The following is a 16,901-nucleotide window of genomic DNA, read 5'->3' as shown; positions in this document are numbered from 1 at the left end:
ATAATAAAAAGGAATTGAACTGTTTTTATTTATTGAGAGTTCTTCTCTTTTTCTCTTTTTTTGCCAATTATCACACCTCCCATACTAGCTTCAAGTTTTTTATCATATTCCTCCTTTGAAATTGTTTTACCTTTTGGGAAATCTATTTTAATTTCTTTGCTAGAAAGAACAACCTTTGTAACCAAATAAGTAGTTTTATTTTCATGCAGTTCTAAAATTAAACCCGGTAATCCATAAAAATTTTTAGGTCCAAATGTAAAAGGCAAGCTAGGTGCAAACCATGCAATTATTGTATTAATGCCTGAAATCCCTTTTCTATTAACAAAAGTTATTTCTAAAATTGCTTTATAACAGAGATAATTACTAATTGATTTTGATTCAGATGTAATGTCCCATTTTGTAAATGATTTTATGGTTTTTATTAATGTACCATCACCTTTCTGCTCTATTTCAGTTTCAAGATTCTTATCATAAAAAAAATCTGAACCAGTACTAAACGCCAACCTTGCCAAGATTTCAGCTTGTTTATCATAATCATTATCTAGACCTGCTTTTTGAATAGAGACAAATCTTGATATATTTTTATTAAAAGTCAGTTCAAACTTCTGACTATTGGCATGATCAAGTGATTTTTTTAAAATCTCTGAGAATTCTTTTGGAACCTCCTCACTTTGCTTTTCTACTCTGACATCATATGTTATGATCCCAGATTGAGAGTAAATACTAATAGTGAAAAGTAGAAAGCAGACAATAATATATTTCATCGTTTAAAAATTTTAATTACTCCAGAATTAAAAATTCTGGAGTAATATTATTTTTCTATTTACATTGTGCCAATAAATTATGTAATAAATCTAGATTGTCACCTCCATTATTATAAGTATTCATTACATACTCATAAATATTAATTGCCGCATCTTGACATGGAGTAGCAGTAGCTTCACTGTCGCCAGGGCCTTGTACAGCTAAAATTACTACTTCGCTTTCTTTGCCTACTAAAACTTCTTCTTTAACTTCTGCTGTTTTTGCCATTGCAGCACCACTAAATGCTACCACTGCAAGAGCGGTAAATACTAATTTTTTCATTTTTTAAATGTTTTTAATTTATTAATAGTTTATTTGGTTAACCAAAGCAAAAATGAAAAAAAAAAAAACTGATTAGAAGAATTTACTTTAAATTTTAACTAAAATTTAACAAGTTTATACCTTTAATATATTTTATAACTTCCACGAAATATATGCTTTACATCAAATAGTAATTAGAGATCAAACTTTACAAAATGAAAAACACAATAATCGACAAAATAATTAATTTGAGAGTGCTTTTTTAGTGTATTCCTCTTGGCTTACAGTTTTTTTCTTTTTAACTTCCTCAGTTTTCGCAGTTGTAATGCTACTAAATACTACCGCTGCTAGGGCGATAAATACTAATCTTTATAATATAAATCAAATAAATCATCTTATGGCAGCAGCAGTATTTTTTACAGTTTTATTTACTATTTCATAAAATTCAGTTTCCGATATTACTTTGCTATTTACTTCTTTTATTATCACATTCAAATCATTATTTAGCTCGATTTTCGAAGCTAAATATGTTATTTTATCATCTTGCAACTCCAAAATTAAACCGGGCAACTCACCAAATTCTTTGGGTCCGTTTGGTGTAGGAATAGAAGGACAATACCAAGCAACCACAGTATGAGTTGGATTGTTTAGTTTTAGACGTAATCGCTTTTCCCTGCTGGCCTTAAAGCAAGTATACCCATTAATTATCTTTTGCTCATTTTGCAGTTCCCATTGAGGAACTGAGTCTAATTTAACAAAAAATATTTCATTTGAAAAGTCAACTTTTTTAATTTTTACTTTTTTTCGTTTATCTTTAAAAAACTCAGCATTTCCAGCGAAAGCTCTAGCTAACCTAGCTGGTTTTTCATTAAAATCTAATATTGACTCTAAGTAAAAATGTGATTTATGATCTTTGATTATCAAAATGTAGTTCAATCTTGACATGGCTTCATCGACCCCAATAAATGAGCTGGCTACTTTACTCTTTACTACCTCCTGGTTTTTTTCTAATGACCCCCCAGTTGGCATCACTGCGTAACTAATCCTTGCATTACTTTGAGAAAATAACGTCAGACTCTTAAAAAATAAAACAAAATAAATATACTTCATATATAAAAAAATTAACCCGTTAAAAACGGGTTATTAAACTAATTTAGACCTTTACAATCTTTGTAAGCGGCAAAAGCTTCAGCTGTAGCTTCTTCCTCAATCCCTAGAGCTTCAAATTCTTTATACGTTTCATAATAAACATCTGTGCAATTATCAGCTAAAACCTCTATTTCAATTTGTTTATTTTCTGCCATTGCAGCGCCACTAAATGCTACACTAATATAGTGGCAAATACTACTTTTAAATATTGGTTTCAATTTATAAAATGTTTCTGGACTAACCAATGCAAATTAAAATGAATATAAAAAAATTCACAAAACTCCCTTTTAGTGATATTGATAAAAATGGATAAACAAAAAATCCTGATGTTTTACCATCAGGACTTTTCGCAATATAACTAAAATAAATCACTAAAACCTCAACGTTACTCCTGCTAAGAAATTAATTCCCGCTTGTGGGTAATAGTACGGATAGATATCATACATGTAGCCATTTGAAACATATTTTTTATCTAAAAAATTGTTTACAAGACCGGTTACAATTATTTCTTTGAAAATTGATTTGGGTTTAAAAGTGTAGGCAACATTTAAATCATTCACAAAATAATCTGCCAATTTTGCTGCTGGCAATTCGATGTTATTCATGTATTGCTCGCCTACAAATTTTTGCAACCATGAAATATGCAAGTTTTCAATAGGCGTGTAGACTAGAATATTTCCTGCAATAATCGATGGTGAATACGCGATATCTGTAGTGCCGTAATCCTTTCCTTCAACAGCTAAATCCTTATTTTTATTAGCACTCACAGTAAAATTAGGACGGATAATTAATTGGTCGGTTAACGCTATTGTAGCATCTACTTCCAGTCCTAAACGGTAGCTTTTTTCGCTGTTGGAACGTATTGGAGCGCCTACATCATCGAGATTCCCTGTCAAAATCAATTGATCTTTATAGGCCATATAATACACATTTGAGTTGAATTGTACTTTCTCGGCCACATATCTCCAACCCAATTCAAAGTCATTCAACTTTTCTGGCTTTACGTTTCTACCCTCATAATCCGTTCTGTTTGGTTCTCTATTCGCTCTAGCATAGGAAAAATATAAGGAGTTATTAGTATCAATATCATACGTTAATCCCGTCTTTGGATTAAAGAAATTAAAGGTATCATCTACAGAATTAGCTTGAACGCCATCTGCTTTATAGTTTACAGAACGAAATTGTAAATCTCCAAACAAACTTAATTTATCAGTAATTTGATAATTGGCTTTGGCAAAAATATTCCCATCTGTTTTTACGGCATAATCGTCATAATATTTGTCTCCAAGCTCACTTTGAGATGCAAATCGAGCCCAAATGACTTTACCAAAATGGCTTCCTTCATACTTATTCCAGCCTCCACCAAAAATAAAATCTAATTTAGCATCCTTGTAGTTCGCAGAAAATGTAGTCCCGTAGAAATCATTATCCAACCATTTTTGACGGACTAAATCAGTTCTATTAATCGTTGTCCCTCCAATAACAATCGGCGTTAATCCATAACCAGAAAACTTAGCATTTTCTTTATAGTTTTCATAAAATCCTTTTCCTTTCGTGTAATGTAAGGCAAAATTAGTATTCCAGTTTGTTGCTATTTTTTCGTTCCAATGCAATTGAGAATGATCTTGCTGGTAATTGTCGGTTTCGTTATCATAAAAACGAGCATTACCTTGTTCGTCCGTAAAAGCGCCTGCTGAATTGAAAGTTCTATCTTTTTGTAAGGTCTCGCCATCTATACCATTCCACGACTGATACGTTTGTTCATTTCCACCAAAAACGAGTGCTTTTATCAATGTGGTTTTACCTACATACGTTCCTTGCAGAAAATATGATTTCAAATCCGAAGCACCGCGATCAACAAATCCGTCTGATTGGATCGCTGATAAACGTCCTGCGATTTCAAAATGGTCGTTCATCAAACCGGTACTAAATTTTACGGTATGCTTCCGAGTATCGAAGCTTCCAAAAGAGTTGGATATTTCTCCCGTACTTTGGGCAGCATAATTATCTGTTAGCATGTTCAGGCTTGCGCCAAAAGCACCCGCGCCATTTGTAGAAGTTCCCACACCGCGCTGCAATTGCAAACTCTCTACAGAAGAAGCAAAATCTGGCATGTTTACCCAATACGTACCGTGACTTTCAGAATCGTTATACGGAATTCCGTTGATGGTAACGTTCACACGAGTAGCATCACTACCACGCACTCGAATTCCTGTGTAGCCTACACCATTTCCGGCATCAGAAGTAGTCACAACTGATGGCAAATAATTCATCAAAATGGGGATATCCTGTCCTAAATTGCGAAACTTGATTTCCTTTTTGCCCAAATTGCTAAAGCTGACTGGGGTTTTTGCAGTGACACGAACTGCCGAAACCAAAACTTCATCTAACTGATTCAATTTTGTAGTGTCTTTAACTTGTGAAAATGTGAAAAGTGAAAAGTGAAGTGTACAAAGTAATACTGATACTCGTACAAATTTAGTTTGACTTTTAGTCTTTGGCTTTAAGCCATTCTTAAAAAATAAGGTGTTCATTCGTAAAAATGCTACGAATAAAAGGGGGAATTATTCTTGTTGTTAAATAAAAAAAATGAATGCTTCCTATGACAAATAAAATAGAGTAAACGCTATTATTTTGTCATTTTTTCCCTTGACAACATTACTTGTCCAGGTTCTTTGGGTATAATCTCAGCTATATTCTGAATTTGTTTCAGAATCTGAAATAAATTCAGATTTAAGCACCCCTTTGAGACAGCGCAAAACTAATTATAAATTGTGAATTAAAATTATGAATCGGAATAAATTTTAAAAATCGGGTTTTCTACGATTTTTCTTGACTTCAGAAATGGTCTTTTTATCCTTGATTCTTTTTCTAATCACCGATTTCGGAATTCTGGTAGGTTTACGTTCTTTAGGAATAAACAACGCATCTTTTATCAGTGTTAGAAATCGTTTGATAACAATTTCTTTATTTCTAATTTGGCTTCGGTCTTCATCACAATTCAATATTAATACTGCATCAGTAGTCAGTCTAGATGCAAACTTGGTTTCAACCAAAAGTTTCTCCTCTTCGTTTAATGCCTGAGAATTTTTTAAATCAAAAGTCAATACTACTTTCGAGGACACTTTATTGACATTCTGGCCACCGGCTCCACTACTACGGACGGCTTTAAAACTCAACTCTGATATGATTATTTCGTTTTCCATTATTTCGGCTGATGCGCTGCTTTCAATAAATCATTTACGCTTTTTACAGGATTGAAGGTGATTAAAGGAACTTGGACAAATATTGTAATCCAGTTTGCCATAGCTCCATTCCATAAGCCCGGTAATTCGTATGATTTTACTGTTTTTCCTAATGTTGTTTTCTCTACAATAAAACCACTGTTATGATCGACAAACTGTGCCAAATCAAACTTCTCATTTTTATAATTTTTTATACCGCAAACTAAGTCGACTGGATTAAAATGAGTCGATGCGTTCAGAATATTTTTTTGATTTTCATCAGACAAATCAACCTGTGAACTTTCTACGATTTGTAATGAAATCGCTTGATCTTTATCTTTTACCCAAAACGGACCTCCGCCTGCTTCCCCTTCATTTTTTACCATTCCACAAACTCTAATCGGTTTGTCTAAAAGAGCTTTTAATTCTATAATTTTGTTTTCAAAACTAAATTGGTAAAAAGCATCTAGAATTTTAATATTCAGTTTTTTCTCTAAAAAAAGTACTATTTCATCTATAGATTCTTCACGAAATTCTTCAGCTTCGATTGCATGTAGGTACTTAAAAATTTGACGCTGTAATTCTATCAAGATTCCAGCTAATGCTTTTTTATAACGAGCCGTTTTTTCGATTTTATTTTGAATTACATTATCGATATTTTTGATAAATACAATATCAGCATCACGGTTATTTAAATTTTCAAGTAAAGTGCCGTGACCTCCTGGTCTAAAAAACAAGTTCCCGTTTTCATCTCGAAATGGATTGTTGTCCGCATCAACTGCAAGGGTATCTGTAATCTTATTTTGAAATGAATAACTTACATTTATTGTTGTTTCAGAGTTGCGTTCGACAGCACCTTTAATAGCATTAATTATAGTTTCAAACTGACCTAAATGAGCTTCAGACATTGTAAAATGCAAATTCGAACTGTTGTTTGAACTCGAATAATAAATACACTCTTGAAGATGTTCCTCAACAGGAGTTACTAATCGGTTTTGATAATTATGAAAAGGAAGCGCCCCCTTCGGTTTATTCGCAAAATCAAAGTAATCTTTTGCTAAAAGTAATTTTATAAAATAGTAATTTTTTCTGTCTCGGTCAAGACATTGAAAATCAGAAAACACCTCTTTTAATTTGTCATCAAGGATCTTAAAAAAAGGGAATTTTTCTAAACCTACTATAAAAACAGACAACTCGGTATCTTTTTTCTTGTTGATGTAGGCATTAATACTTTCTTTCTCAATGTCAAAATCATTCAAAAAAGCGATCAAAAATTTAAACATCCTACTCGCCGCCCCAGATGCTGGAACAAATTTCTCTAACTTAAAACTGTCTTTATTTTCATCAAAAAAAAATGCCTTTTCTTGAAAATCATTTTCTGATAGTTCTAAAATTCCATTAAGTAATGTGGCTGGCGCTACTAAATTACTTTTTGCAATTCCGTTTCTAAAAAAATTAAGCTGTTGTTCAATGTTATGTATTGAAACTCCTTTGTCATAAATTTGAACGAAATCAAGTGATGAAAATCCCATATCTTTCGCTTTTGACAAATCATCAATAATTGCGATTGCTTTCTTGAATCGTAAATTTTTATCCCCTGAAAGAATTACAAATGGCTTGTTATTGTCAAGTAAGGATTGCTTGAAAATTGCAAATACAGACTCTCTCTGGTCAGGACCATCTCGTAAATCGTCTTTTTCCCACGGAACATCAATATCCGTTAGAAAAAATAGGTCATACTCGTGTTCGCGAGCCGCTTGGTCCAATTTAGGATCACAAAAATTATAATACACCTCCGAAAAAACTTTGGTAACTAATAAATTTGTATCACAAAAAAGATATTTATTAGCAATTGAAGTACTTTCATTTTCTAATTTGGTTTGTCCAAAAGCAATCGGCAACATATCATCAACAGTGCATATTTGCTGGTTTTTATCCCATTTTTTTTGAAGATATTCGCGTGCATATTCTGGAACCCATTCGGTTTTATAATACTCCGCAAGCTGCCTGGCTAATGTGGTTTTTCCCGTACTTTCGGGACCAAATAGAGCAATTTTAATTATTTTTGTAGTTCCGTTTGGGAGCTGTCTAAGGTTTTCTTCCATTCTAAATAGCCAAAAATGGCAACAATTGTAAATACTATGTATTGAAAACTAGTAAAAGTAAATCCTTTTGAAAAATATAGTGGAATTGAAATTACATCTCCAATTATCCAAAATATCCAGTTTTCGACTTTTCTTTTGGCCATGAGCCACATTCCTACAAAGAAAATTCCTGTAATAAATGTATCTACATAAGCATACCAAGTGGTAAATTTTCCGAAATAATGATATACCGAAACCACAAAGGCTACCGTAAATATAAAAAGAATTATCGCAATTCGTTTTTCGGTGCTGGAAATTTTTGAAATTGGAAACTCAATTGCATCTCCTTTTTTCCGAGTCCAGTGGTACCAGCCATAAATGCTCATCACAAAATAGTATCCGTTGATCATCATATCGCCCCACAAAGTCCATTTCCACAATAAATAGACAAAGATCGATGTGCTAACCAATCCTGTTGGAAAAACCAAAATATTATCTTTTTTGGCATACCAAACACTCAGTAAACCAAAAATAACAGCCACGATTTCTAGAACAATATCTAGGGTTGGGTAATCTCTATACTGAGAAAAAAAGTATTCTAACATTGAAGTATTTTAGGTTTGTAAATTTACATCCTTGTCCCACGACTGCGCTCGGGATCAATGTCATTAAGTTAAGGAATAATCCCCATGATTGTGTCATTCCGACGAAGGAGAAATCGCAACAAACATGCGCAACAAACAGAGATTCCTTCTTCATCAGAATGACAAATAAACACTTACTTAATGACATTACGCTCGAGATACCAAATAAAACTAATGTCTGTCATTAAAAAAATTAGTGTTGTTTTCAAAAGCGGTTCCAATAACCACTAAATCTGCTCCTGCATGATACGCGTCTTGAATGCCTTGCAAATCTACAATTCCGCCACCAACTAGTAACGGAATCTCAATATTTTGATCTACTTTTTTAATCATTTCTAACGGTACAGCATGTTTTGCTCCGCTTCCCGCCTCGAGATAAATTAACTTATTGCCTAACATTTCGCCGGCTTGTGCGGTTTGAACAACGTAATTAATATGATCACGACCTAAAGGCTTGGTTTTACTTATGCGTTCAACAGCGGTTTCAGTTCCACTTTCTATCAAAATATATCCTGTAGAAATAATTTCTAAATCTGTTTGTTTCAGTATAGGAACGGCGTTTACCTGATGCTCTATCAAATAATCAGGATTTCTTCCTGAAATTAATGACAGAAACAAAATTGCATCTGCTTCATCTGAAATTTGGGATGGATTACCTGGAAATAAAACGATTGGTAAATTAGAGTTTTGTTTAATTTGCACAACTAATTGATCAATAATAGTTGTTATAACTTGGCTTCCGCCAATAAAAATATGACTTGCAGGTGATTGATTGATTTTTAAAATTAGATCGGATAAAGTCTCCAAAACTACTTTATCAGGATCAAGAAGAATAGCGAGTAATTTTGTATGCTCGCTTTTTGCTTTTAAAATGTCTTTATAAATATTTGCCATACTCTTTACCGCGAATTCGCAAATTTGCAGTTTTTTTTTAATTTTCTAAAGCGTAAACTAACGTAAAATCCTCTATTTCTTCAAAATGAATATTGAAATTTTTAACTAAATTATTAAAATGAAGTTTGGCAGTGGTTAATTTACTGTTTACATGAAACTCCTCAACACTTATATGATCTTTGAAACTGATTCCTTTTTCGTTTCTAATTTTAAAAATGGCTTCTTTGGCTCCCCAAATAACCGTTAATATCCTAATATATTCGTCACTATTCGTATTCAAATATTGAAATTCTGAATCACAAAATTTATCAGCAATACGAATGATTTTGTCTCTTTGCAATTCGATGTCGATTCCTACGGCTTCATCGCTGATACTAATTGCCGCAAAATTATGGGAATGCGTTATCGAAATATACTTCTCGCCTTGTAAATGTGGTTTGCCAAATTCATCATAATACAAATCTAAATCGGTATGACCCGTTTCCTGTAATAACATACGTACACTAAGAAAGGCGCGTTGGTGCATTTCAGATTTCATTCCGTTTAGGCGAATGCGGTTGCTGTCGTTTAAGACCACTTGGTCTACTAATTCCGCATAAGACTCGGTTACTTTCCAAACGAGGATTTGGGTAGTATTCCCGGCGCTTCGGGAGAAATGTTTCGTTTTATAAAGCGGCATCGTGTTATGATCTTGATTTTTAGCCCCGATTGAAGTGGAAATCCTTTTTATTTTTTCTTTAAAAATAAAAAGATTGCAACAAAAAGCGGGAAATAGCTCCAGAAACTGAAATAAGTTCAGCTTAAAGAAATTATTTAGTTAATGTTCAAAAGATTAGCGAATTAAACAATTCATAAATCTTCTGGAAAACAGTAAAATTCTAAAGTTATTCCGTAAATTTGCAAAAAATTTACAATACAAATATACTATAAATGAGTACTACAACTATGCCTTTTGTGGCTTTCAAAGTAAAAGACATTTCTCTAGCGGCTTGGGGAAGAAAAGAAATTGAACTAGCTGAAGCTGAAATGCCAGGTTTAATGGCGCTTCGTGCTGAATATAAAGACGAACAACCGCTTGCAGGTTCTCGTATAGCTGGATGTTTGCACATGACAATCCAAACTGCGGTTTTGATCGAAACATTGATCGCTCTTGGAGCTGAAGTTACTTGGTCTTCTTGTAACATTTTCTCTACTCAAGATCAAGCTGCCGCTGCAATTGCTGCTGCGGGAATTCAGGTTTATGCTTGGAAAGGATTGAACGAAGAAGATTTTGACTGGTGTATTGAGCAAACCTTATTCTTTGGTGAAGATAGAAAACCATTGAACATGATACTTGATGATGGTGGAGATTTAACTAACATGGTTTTTGATCGCTACCCAGAATTAATTCCTGGAATCAAAGGTTTATCTGAAGAGACTACAACAGGAGTTCACCGTTTATACGAGCGTATGAAAGAAGGAACTTTACATTTGCCTGCAATAAACGTAAATGACTCTGTGACTAAATCAAAATTTGATAACAAATACGGTTGTAAGGAAAGTGCAGTTGATGCAGTTCGTCGTGCAACTGATGTAATGCTTGCTGCAAAAAGAGTAATCGTTTGTGGTTACGGTGATGTAGGTAAAGGAACTGCAGCTTCATTTAGAGGTGCTGGATCTATAGTTACAGTTACTGAAATTGATCCAATTTGTGCGCTACAAGCTGCAATGGACGGTTTTGAAGTAAAAAAATTAGATACTGTAATTGCTACCGCTGATATCATTATTACAACTACTGGAAACAAAGACATCGTTTTAGGTTCTCACTTTGAGAAAATGAAAGATAAAACTATCGTTTGTAACATCGGTCACTTTGATAACGAAATAGACATGGCGTGGTTAAATAAAAATCATGGTGCGTCTAAAGTAGAGATCAAACCACAAGTTGACAAGTATACCATTGCTGGAAATGATATTTTGGTTTTAGCCGAAGGTCGTTTAGTAAACTTAGGTTGTGCAACTGGACATCCAAGTTTTGTAATGAGTAACTCGTTTACAAACCAAACTTTAGCTCAAATCGAATTGTGGAAAAATAGTGCTTCATACAAAAATGAAGTATACATGTTACCGAAGCATTTAGATGAAAAAGTAGCATTCTTACACTTAGCTAAATTAGGTGTTGAATTGGAAACTTTACGTGACGATCAAGCAGCTTATATTGGTGTTGAAGTTGCTGGACCATTCAAACCAGAGTATTACAGATACTAGAAATATTTTTGATTTAATTATCGAGGCTTCGGTTTAGGTTTTAAATTTTTAATTCATATTTCAAACCCGATAGATTTTTAAAATCTATCGGGTTTTATTTTTTATCTTATCCGCTTTCAATAACAAAAACAAAATTTCGACAAAATTTTCTTAATTTCGACAATTAACTTTCAAATTTGATTCAAATAAACTAACCACATGAGAAAATATTTAATTTTAATACTGTTTACAGTAATACCTTTTTTATCAAATGCACAAATGCCAAACTCGCCAAGAACACAAATGGCTCAAAGAAATCAGCAATGGACAAATCAGCAAAACCTAAAATGGAACAATAGAATGATGGGGAATTCAAAGTCTCAAACGGAAATAGCAGAGAAAAAAATTGCCAAAGAAGAACAGAACAGACAGGAATTAGAGGAAAAAATAACACAATTAAGTTCTGATCTAGAAAAACGGAGAAATCAGTTAGCGGCGTTTGAAAATTCTGTTAATAACAAAAATGATTATTCCCAAAAAGAAAGCGACAAAACAAAAGAACAAATAGCTAAGACCGAAGAAAAACTAAGTAAAACAAAAACCCAACTCGAAGCAAGTTCTAAAAAAATTGAAACTTTAAAATTAGTCGGCAAATTTTCTGTAACAAATAAAGAAAAACTTAATAAATAAGCATAATATGAAAAAATTTTTGAATGGAGTCCGAACCATACCGATAAAAAAGAATTTCAGAAAAGCTACTATTTCAGATTTACAAGAAATAAAGAAAATCTAAATAAAGGTTATTAAGTAGGTTTACTAACCAGAATACTATAGATACTAATCCTATTTTGTCATTCTGACGGTAGGAAGAATCCAAACTCTTGCAGAGATACGAGGGTTTTTTGTTTTTGGGCATGACCCTTCAGATTGCTTCGTCGTTCCTCCTCGCAACTGCGGGTCGGGGTATACGCTGTATCTTTTATTGCGCTGCGCTCCGTAAAAGGATGCCGCTGCTATCCCTCATGCAGGTCATATTTACAATTAGACTACTAGACTTTTAGGTTCTAGTAACTTAGTTCATCGAACTTTTATCTAATTGTTTTTCCTATCGACTCCCTCTCCTTCAGAGAATCTCGAGACTTCGGGATGGGTGAGTAAACAAAAAAACCCATTTCTTTCGAAATGGGTTTTTAAATAATTGAGAAAATCAATTATGCTTCAACTTCAAATGGAAGGATAGAAACATAAGATTTGTTATCTCTTTTCTTTTGGAAGAAAACAACTCCATCTACTCTTGCGTGTAGTGTGTGATCTTTACTGATGTAAACATTAGCACCTGGATTATGTTTTGAACCTCTTTGTCTTACGATGATGTTCCCAGCAATAGCAGCTTGACCACCAAAAATCTTTACGCCTAAACGTTTTGATTCTGATTCTCTACCATTCTTAGAACTACCGACACCTTTCTTGTGAGCCATGACGTATTAGTTTTATTTTGTTATTATTCTTTTGTGTCTTCTTTTTTAGCTTTAGCTACCTTTTTCTTAGGAGCTTCAACTTCTTCTGTAGTTGCTTCAACTGCTGCTTTTTTAGGAGCTGCTTTCTTTGCACCAACACCAGTAATACCTTCAATTACAATTTGAGTAAGATACTGTCTGTGACCGTTTCTCTTTTTGTATCCTTTTCTTCTTTTCTTTTTGAAAACGATAACTTTATCTCCTTTTAAGTGTTGTAACACTTTAGCTTCTACTGAAGCACCTTCTATAGCTGGGGCGCCTAAAGTGATAGTTCCGTTATCATCTAATAAAAGAACTTTGTCAAAAGAAACTTTTGAACCTTCTTCATTAGTCAAACGGTTAACATAAACCTTTAAGTCTTTGCTTACTTTGAATTGTTGCCCTGCTATCTCTACGATTGCATACATACTGAATTGTTTTAATAATTTTTAAGGTTGCAAATATACAATTAAATTTTTAACCTGCAATTGGTACTGCGAAAATTATTTTTTACTTGCTAAACACTTGATTTAGTTCACTTTTAAACCCTAGTGTTTAGTACTCCAATTGAACAGTTGTTAAAGTTTCATTCGGTTCTCAATGTAGTGTAACAAAACGATGAAAACCACTACTAACAGGCATATTAACAAAATTATTAACCTTATGAAAAATTCATTAATGGCTTTAGGTGCTGTGTTTATGCTAGGAGGAGTCGCTTCTGCGCAGAAAGTAGCTTTTGAGGAATACAAATTAGACAATGGCTTACATGTAATTTTACACAATGATCCATCAGCTCCTACTGTGATCACATCTGTGATGTACCATGTGGGTGCCAAAGACGAAAATCCTGAAAGAACTGGTTTTGCTCACTTTTTTGAACATTTATTATTTGAAGGAACTGAAAATATTAAACGCGGCGAATGGTTTAAGATTGTAACAGGTAATGGCGGTGTGAACAATGCCAACACTACTGATGACAGAACTTATTATTACGAAGTTTTCCCATCAAATAACCTAGAGTTAGGTTTATGGATGGAAGCTGAAAGAATGCTTCACCCTGTAATTAACCAAATTGGGGTTGATACACAAAATGAAGTGGTAAAAGAGGAAAAAAGATTGCGTGTTGACAACCAACCGTACGGAAACTTTTTAGCAGAAGTTAAAAAGAATATTTTTACAAAACACCCGTATCGCTGGGCAACTATTGGTTCTATGAGCCATCTAGACGCCGCAACTTTAGAAGAATTTCAAGCCTTTAACAAGAAATTTTATATTCCGAACAATGCTGTTTTAATTGTTGCTGGTGATTTCAAAAATGAGCAAGCTAAGGAATGGATTCAAAAGTATTTTGGACCAATAAAAAAAGGAGCTGAAATTGTTAGACCTACATTTGTTGAAGAACCAATAACACAGACAATAAAAGCAAAATTTGAAGATGCAAACATTCAAATTCCAGCAATCGTTGCGGCATACAGAACGCCATCTATGAAAACCAGAGATGCTAGAGTATTGGATATGATTTCTTCTATTTTAAGCGATGGAAAAAGCTCCAGATTGTACAAAAAAATAGTTGACGATAAGAAAATGGCCTTACAAATTGGTGCTTTTAGCAACAATCAAGAAGACTATGGAAGCTACATAATTTACGGTTTGCCACAAGCACCAAACACCGCAGAGAGCATTCTTGCTGAAATTGATTTAGAAATTGTAAAACTACAAACAGAACTACTTTCTGAAAAAGACTTGCAAAAATTACAGAACAAAATCGAAAATCAATACGTGAATAGTAACGCAACTATCGATGGTATTGCTGATAACTTAGCTACGTACCATTTATTATACGGTGATGTCAATTTGATCAATACCGAAATTGAAATCTACCGATCTATTTCTCGTGAAGAAATTAGAGATGTTGCTAAGAAATATTTAAATCCAAATCAAAGATTAGTTTTGGATTATGTTCCATCTAAAGACAAAGCTCAAAACTAAGATATCGCATTATGAAAAAATCAATATTAATTATATCAAGCTTGTTCTTAACAGTACTTATGCAAGGACAAATCATCCCTCAGCCAAAACCTGGAGTAGCCCCAACGGTAAAAATTGGAAAACCAGTAACTTTTGAATTAAAAAATGGTTTAAAAGTAATGGTTGTCGAAAACCATAAATTACCACGCGTTTCTTTTAGTTTAACATTAGACAATGATCCGTACACAGAAGGCGACAAAAAAGGTGTCGCTGACATGACCAGTACCATGATGGGAAGCGGAACGACTAAAATTTCAAAAACAGCGTTCAATGAAGAAGTAGATTTCTTGGGTGCCAACATCAATTTTAGCGCAAGTGGCGCCTCAGCAAGTTCGTTATCTAAATATTCTGGAAGAGTTTTAGAATTAATGGCAGATGGAGCTTTGAATCCAGTATTCACGCAAGCAGAATTTGACAAGGAAAAAGCAAAACTTATTGAAGGCTTAAAATCGAATGAAAAAAATGTTTCGGCAGTAGCAGCAAGAGTAGTTGACGTTTTGACTTACGGAAAAAATCATCCTGCAGGAGAATATGTGAGCGAAGCTACTTTGAAAAATGTAACCCTAGCTGATGTTCAAGCAAATTACAATACGTATTTCGTTCCAAGTAACGCCTACCTAATCATTGTTGGGGATGTGAAATTCAGTGAAACCAAAAAAATGGTAGAGAAATTTTTTGGACCATGGAAAAAAGCAATCGCTCCTTCAATAACATTCTCTGATCCTAAAGATGTACCGCAAACACAAATTAACTTTATTGATATGCCAAACGCAGTTCAATCAGAGGTTGCAGCGATAAATGTTTCGAATCTAAAAATGACAGATCCAGATTATTTTGCTGTTTTAATAGCGAACCAAATCCTAGGTGGAGACTTTAATAGTTACATCAACATGAACTTAAGAGAAGCTCACGGATGGACATATGGCGCAAGAACGAGTATTTACGGGGACAAACGCGTATCTACTTTCAATGCTTCGACACAAGTTCGTAATGCAGTTACTGATAGTACGGTTGTTGAAATTTTCAAAGAATTCAAAAAAATAAGAACGGAGAAAGTAACAGACGAAATGTTAGCTAGCGTAAAAGCAGGATACATTGGACGATTTGTTATGCAAATTGAAAAGCCACAAACAGTGGCAGGATATGCTTTAAGAATTCAAACGCAAAGCTTACCAGCTGATTTTTATGAGAATTACATAAAAAATATTAGCGCAGTAACAGCAGATGATGTTTTAAGAGTAGCGAACAAATACTTCTTAGAAAATAACAGTAGAGTAGTTATTGTAGGTAAAGCGGCAGATGTTGCTCCAAGCCTTGAAAAATTAAAATATCCAGTATTGTATTTTGATAAATACGGGAATCCAACTGCAAAACCAGAGTTTAAAAAAACGGTTCCTGCAGGAGTTACAGTAAAAAGTGTTCTTGACAATTATATCAAAGCTATTGGCGGACTTCAAGCAGCGCAAGCAGTAAAAACTATTGTGATGAACGGTAGTACTACAATTCCTCAAGCTCCAGCTCCATTGAGTTTTGTTTCAAAAACAGATTCAAAAGGGATGTTAATGGTAGAGTTAGCAATGGGAACTATGAGTATTATGAAGCAAGTGGTAAATGAAAAAGGAGCTTATGTTATGCAACAAGGGCAAAAACAAATTCTTGAAGGCGAAATGTTGAACGATATGAAAGCAGAAGCTACTCCATTCAAAGAATTAACACTAGCAACAAAAGAAGGTCTTACATTGGTAAACATTGAACCAATCAATGGTAAAGATGCTTACGCCATTAAAAATGGTAAAACTACATTGTTCTATGATGTGGCTTCAGGTCTAAAAGTAGCTGAATCAATTGTAATGGAACAAGGTGGCAAAAGCATGACTAAAACCAACTCGTACAGTGATTATAGAGAAGTAAAAGGTGTTAAAGTTCCTTTTAATATTATTCAAAATGTAGGTTTTGATATTGATATTAAAATGAGTGATGTTAAAATTAACGAAGGAGTACTTGCTACTGATTTTCAATAAACAAACAGCGCTTAAATGATTAAGGTTGTCTAGCAATAGGCAACCTTTTTTGATTTAAAATTTCTTGGGC

General features: G+C 33.7%; 16 protein-coding genes. 4 read left to right on the top strand and 12 right to left on the bottom strand.

What is annotated here, in order from left to right:
* Positions 1–29: 29 nt before the first annotated feature.
* The 10 genes from ACNQGO_RS00690 to ACNQGO_RS00645 form a co-directional block, all read right to left on the bottom strand.
* On the bottom strand, positions 30–764 hold the full coding sequence (locus ACNQGO_RS00690; protein ID WP_417947259.1) for a GLPGLI family protein: 735 nt from the start codon (positions 762–764) through the stop codon (positions 30–32).
* A gap of 55 nt (positions 765–819) precedes the next feature.
* A complete protein-coding gene (locus ACNQGO_RS00685) occupies positions 820–1,086 on the bottom strand; it encodes a hypothetical protein (protein WP_417947258.1) in 267 nt (88 codons plus the stop codon).
* A 369-nt stretch (positions 1,087–1,455) separates the two neighbouring features.
* On the bottom strand, positions 1,456–2,175 hold the full coding sequence (locus ACNQGO_RS00680) for a GLPGLI family protein (RefSeq protein WP_417947256.1): 720 nt from the start codon (positions 2,173–2,175) through the stop codon (positions 1,456–1,458).
* 38 nt (positions 2,176–2,213) lie between these two features.
* Positions 2,214–2,432 carry a hypothetical protein gene (locus tag ACNQGO_RS00675; RefSeq protein ID WP_417947254.1) on the bottom strand — a complete coding sequence of 73 codons (219 nt, stop codon included), beginning with the start codon at positions 2,430–2,432 and terminating at the stop codon, positions 2,214–2,216.
* Between the two features lie 153 nt (positions 2,433–2,585).
* Complete coding sequence (locus tag ACNQGO_RS00670; RefSeq protein WP_417983865.1) at positions 2,586–4,748, bottom strand: TonB-dependent receptor; 2,163 nt, start codon at positions 4,746–4,748, stop codon at positions 2,586–2,588.
* A 270-nt stretch (positions 4,749–5,018) separates the two neighbouring features.
* Positions 5,019–5,420 carry an alternative ribosome rescue aminoacyl-tRNA hydrolase ArfB gene (arfB, locus tag ACNQGO_RS00665; protein WP_417948204.1) on the bottom strand — a complete coding sequence of 134 codons (402 nt, stop codon included), beginning with the start codon at positions 5,418–5,420 and terminating at the stop codon, positions 5,019–5,021.
* Positions 5,420–7,543, bottom strand: a complete 2,124-nt coding sequence (locus ACNQGO_RS00660) for a DUF4301 family protein (RefSeq protein WP_417983864.1) — start codon at positions 7,541–7,543, stop codon at positions 5,420–5,422. Before ACNQGO_RS00660 ends, arfB begins: the two co-directional genes overlap by 1 nt.
* Positions 7,498–8,127 (bottom strand): nicotinamide riboside transporter PnuC, encoded by a 630-nt coding sequence (pnuC, locus tag ACNQGO_RS00655; RefSeq protein WP_417983863.1) that lies wholly within the window; start codon positions 8,125–8,127, stop codon positions 7,498–7,500. Before pnuC ends, ACNQGO_RS00660 begins: the two co-directional genes overlap by 46 nt.
* 210 nt (positions 8,128–8,337) lie before the next feature.
* A complete protein-coding gene (locus ACNQGO_RS00650) occupies positions 8,338–9,060 on the bottom strand; it encodes a phosphoglycerol geranylgeranyltransferase (RefSeq protein ID WP_417983862.1) in 723 nt (240 codons plus the stop codon).
* A 37-nt stretch (positions 9,061–9,097) separates the two neighbouring features.
* Entirely contained in the window at positions 9,098–9,739 is a 642-nt protein-coding gene (locus ACNQGO_RS00645) for a 4'-phosphopantetheinyl transferase family protein (RefSeq protein WP_417983861.1), read from the bottom strand.
* Between the two features lie 251 nt (positions 9,740–9,990).
* Between ACNQGO_RS00645 and ahcY the strand changes: the two genes are divergently transcribed.
* Together ahcY and ACNQGO_RS00635 are read left to right on the top strand one after the other, a co-directional pair.
* Positions 9,991–11,307, top strand: a complete 1,317-nt coding sequence (gene ahcY, locus ACNQGO_RS00640; RefSeq protein ID WP_417977644.1) for an adenosylhomocysteinase — start codon at positions 9,991–9,993, stop codon at positions 11,305–11,307.
* Positions 11,308–11,505: 198 nt separating this feature from the next.
* Positions 11,506–11,976, top strand: coding sequence for a hypothetical protein (locus tag ACNQGO_RS00635; RefSeq protein WP_417983860.1), 471 nt, complete (start codon positions 11,506–11,508; stop codon positions 11,974–11,976).
* 521 nt (positions 11,977–12,497) lie between these two features.
* Here ACNQGO_RS00635 and rpmA read toward each other — a convergent pair.
* Positions 12,498–12,764, bottom strand: coding sequence for a 50S ribosomal protein L27 (gene rpmA / locus ACNQGO_RS00630; RefSeq protein ID WP_086453627.1), 267 nt, complete (start codon positions 12,762–12,764; stop codon positions 12,498–12,500).
* A 23-nt stretch (positions 12,765–12,787) separates the two neighbouring features.
* Positions 12,788–13,210, bottom strand: coding sequence for a 50S ribosomal protein L21 (gene rplU, locus ACNQGO_RS00625; RefSeq protein ID WP_103998998.1), 423 nt, complete (start codon positions 13,208–13,210; stop codon positions 12,788–12,790).
* A gap of 235 nt (positions 13,211–13,445) precedes the next feature.
* On the opposite strand from rplU, the gene ACNQGO_RS00620 reads away from it, so the two are divergent.
* Positions 13,446–14,771: a M16 family metallopeptidase gene (locus tag ACNQGO_RS00620; RefSeq protein WP_417983859.1), complete on the top strand. Its 1,326-nt coding sequence runs from the start codon at positions 13,446–13,448 to the stop codon at positions 14,769–14,771.
* A gap of 11 nt (positions 14,772–14,782) precedes the next feature.
* Complete coding sequence (locus ACNQGO_RS00615; RefSeq protein WP_417983858.1) at positions 14,783–16,831, top strand: M16 family metallopeptidase; 2,049 nt, start codon at positions 14,783–14,785, stop codon at positions 16,829–16,831.
* The last annotated feature ends 70 nt before the right edge of the window (positions 16,832–16,901 follow it).

The organism is Flavobacterium frigidum (assembly GCF_048286735.1).
In the GTDB taxonomy this organism is placed as follows: domain Bacteria; phylum Bacteroidota; class Bacteroidia; order Flavobacteriales; family Flavobacteriaceae; genus Flavobacterium.
Note: the sequence above shows the minus strand (reverse complement) of the source record. Positions and strands in the feature narration are given on the sequence as shown.

Bases quoted from the DNA above. Each gene is read 5' to 3' on its own strand.
- ACNQGO_RS00690 (WP_417947259.1), bottom strand. From the start codon at position 764: ATGAAATATATTATTGTCTGCTTTCTACTTTTCACTATTAGTATTTAC.
- ACNQGO_RS00685 (WP_417947258.1), bottom strand. From the start codon at position 1,086: ATGAAAAAATTAGTATTTACCGCTCTTGCAGTGGTAGCATTTAGTGGT.
- ACNQGO_RS00680 (WP_417947256.1), bottom strand. From the start codon at position 2,175: ATGAAGTATATTTATTTTGTTTTATTTTTTAAGAGTCTGACGTTATTT.
- ACNQGO_RS00670 (WP_417983865.1), bottom strand. From the start codon at position 4,748: ATGAACACCTTATTTTTTAAGAATGGCTTAAAGCCAAAGACTAAAAGT.
- arfB (WP_417948204.1), bottom strand. From the start codon at position 5,420: ATGGAAAACGAAATAATCATATCAGAGTTGAGTTTTAAAGCCGTCCGT.
- ACNQGO_RS00660 (WP_417983864.1), bottom strand. From the start codon at position 7,543: ATGGAAGAAAACCTTAGACAGCTCCCAAACGGAACTACAAAAATAATT.
- pnuC (WP_417983863.1), bottom strand. From the start codon at position 8,127: ATGTTAGAATACTTTTTTTCTCAGTATAGAGATTACCCAACCCTAGAT.
- ACNQGO_RS00650 (WP_417983862.1), bottom strand. From the start codon at position 9,060: ATGGCAAATATTTATAAAGACATTTTAAAAGCAAAAAGCGAGCATACA.
- ACNQGO_RS00645 (WP_417983861.1), bottom strand. From the start codon at position 9,739: ATGCCGCTTTATAAAACGAAACATTTCTCCCGAAGCGCCGGGAATACT.
- ahcY (WP_417977644.1), top strand. From the start codon at position 9,991: ATGAGTACTACAACTATGCCTTTTGTGGCTTTCAAAGTAAAAGACATT.
- ACNQGO_RS00635 (WP_417983860.1), top strand. From the start codon at position 11,506: ATGAGAAAATATTTAATTTTAATACTGTTTACAGTAATACCTTTTTTA.
- rpmA (WP_086453627.1), bottom strand. From the start codon at position 12,764: ATGGCTCACAAGAAAGGTGTCGGTAGTTCTAAGAATGGTAGAGAATCA.
- rplU (WP_103998998.1), bottom strand. From the start codon at position 13,210: ATGTATGCAATCGTAGAGATAGCAGGGCAACAATTCAAAGTAAGCAAA.
- ACNQGO_RS00620 (WP_417983859.1), top strand. From the start codon at position 13,446: ATGAAAAATTCATTAATGGCTTTAGGTGCTGTGTTTATGCTAGGAGGA.
- ACNQGO_RS00615 (WP_417983858.1), top strand. From the start codon at position 14,783: ATGAAAAAATCAATATTAATTATATCAAGCTTGTTCTTAACAGTACTT.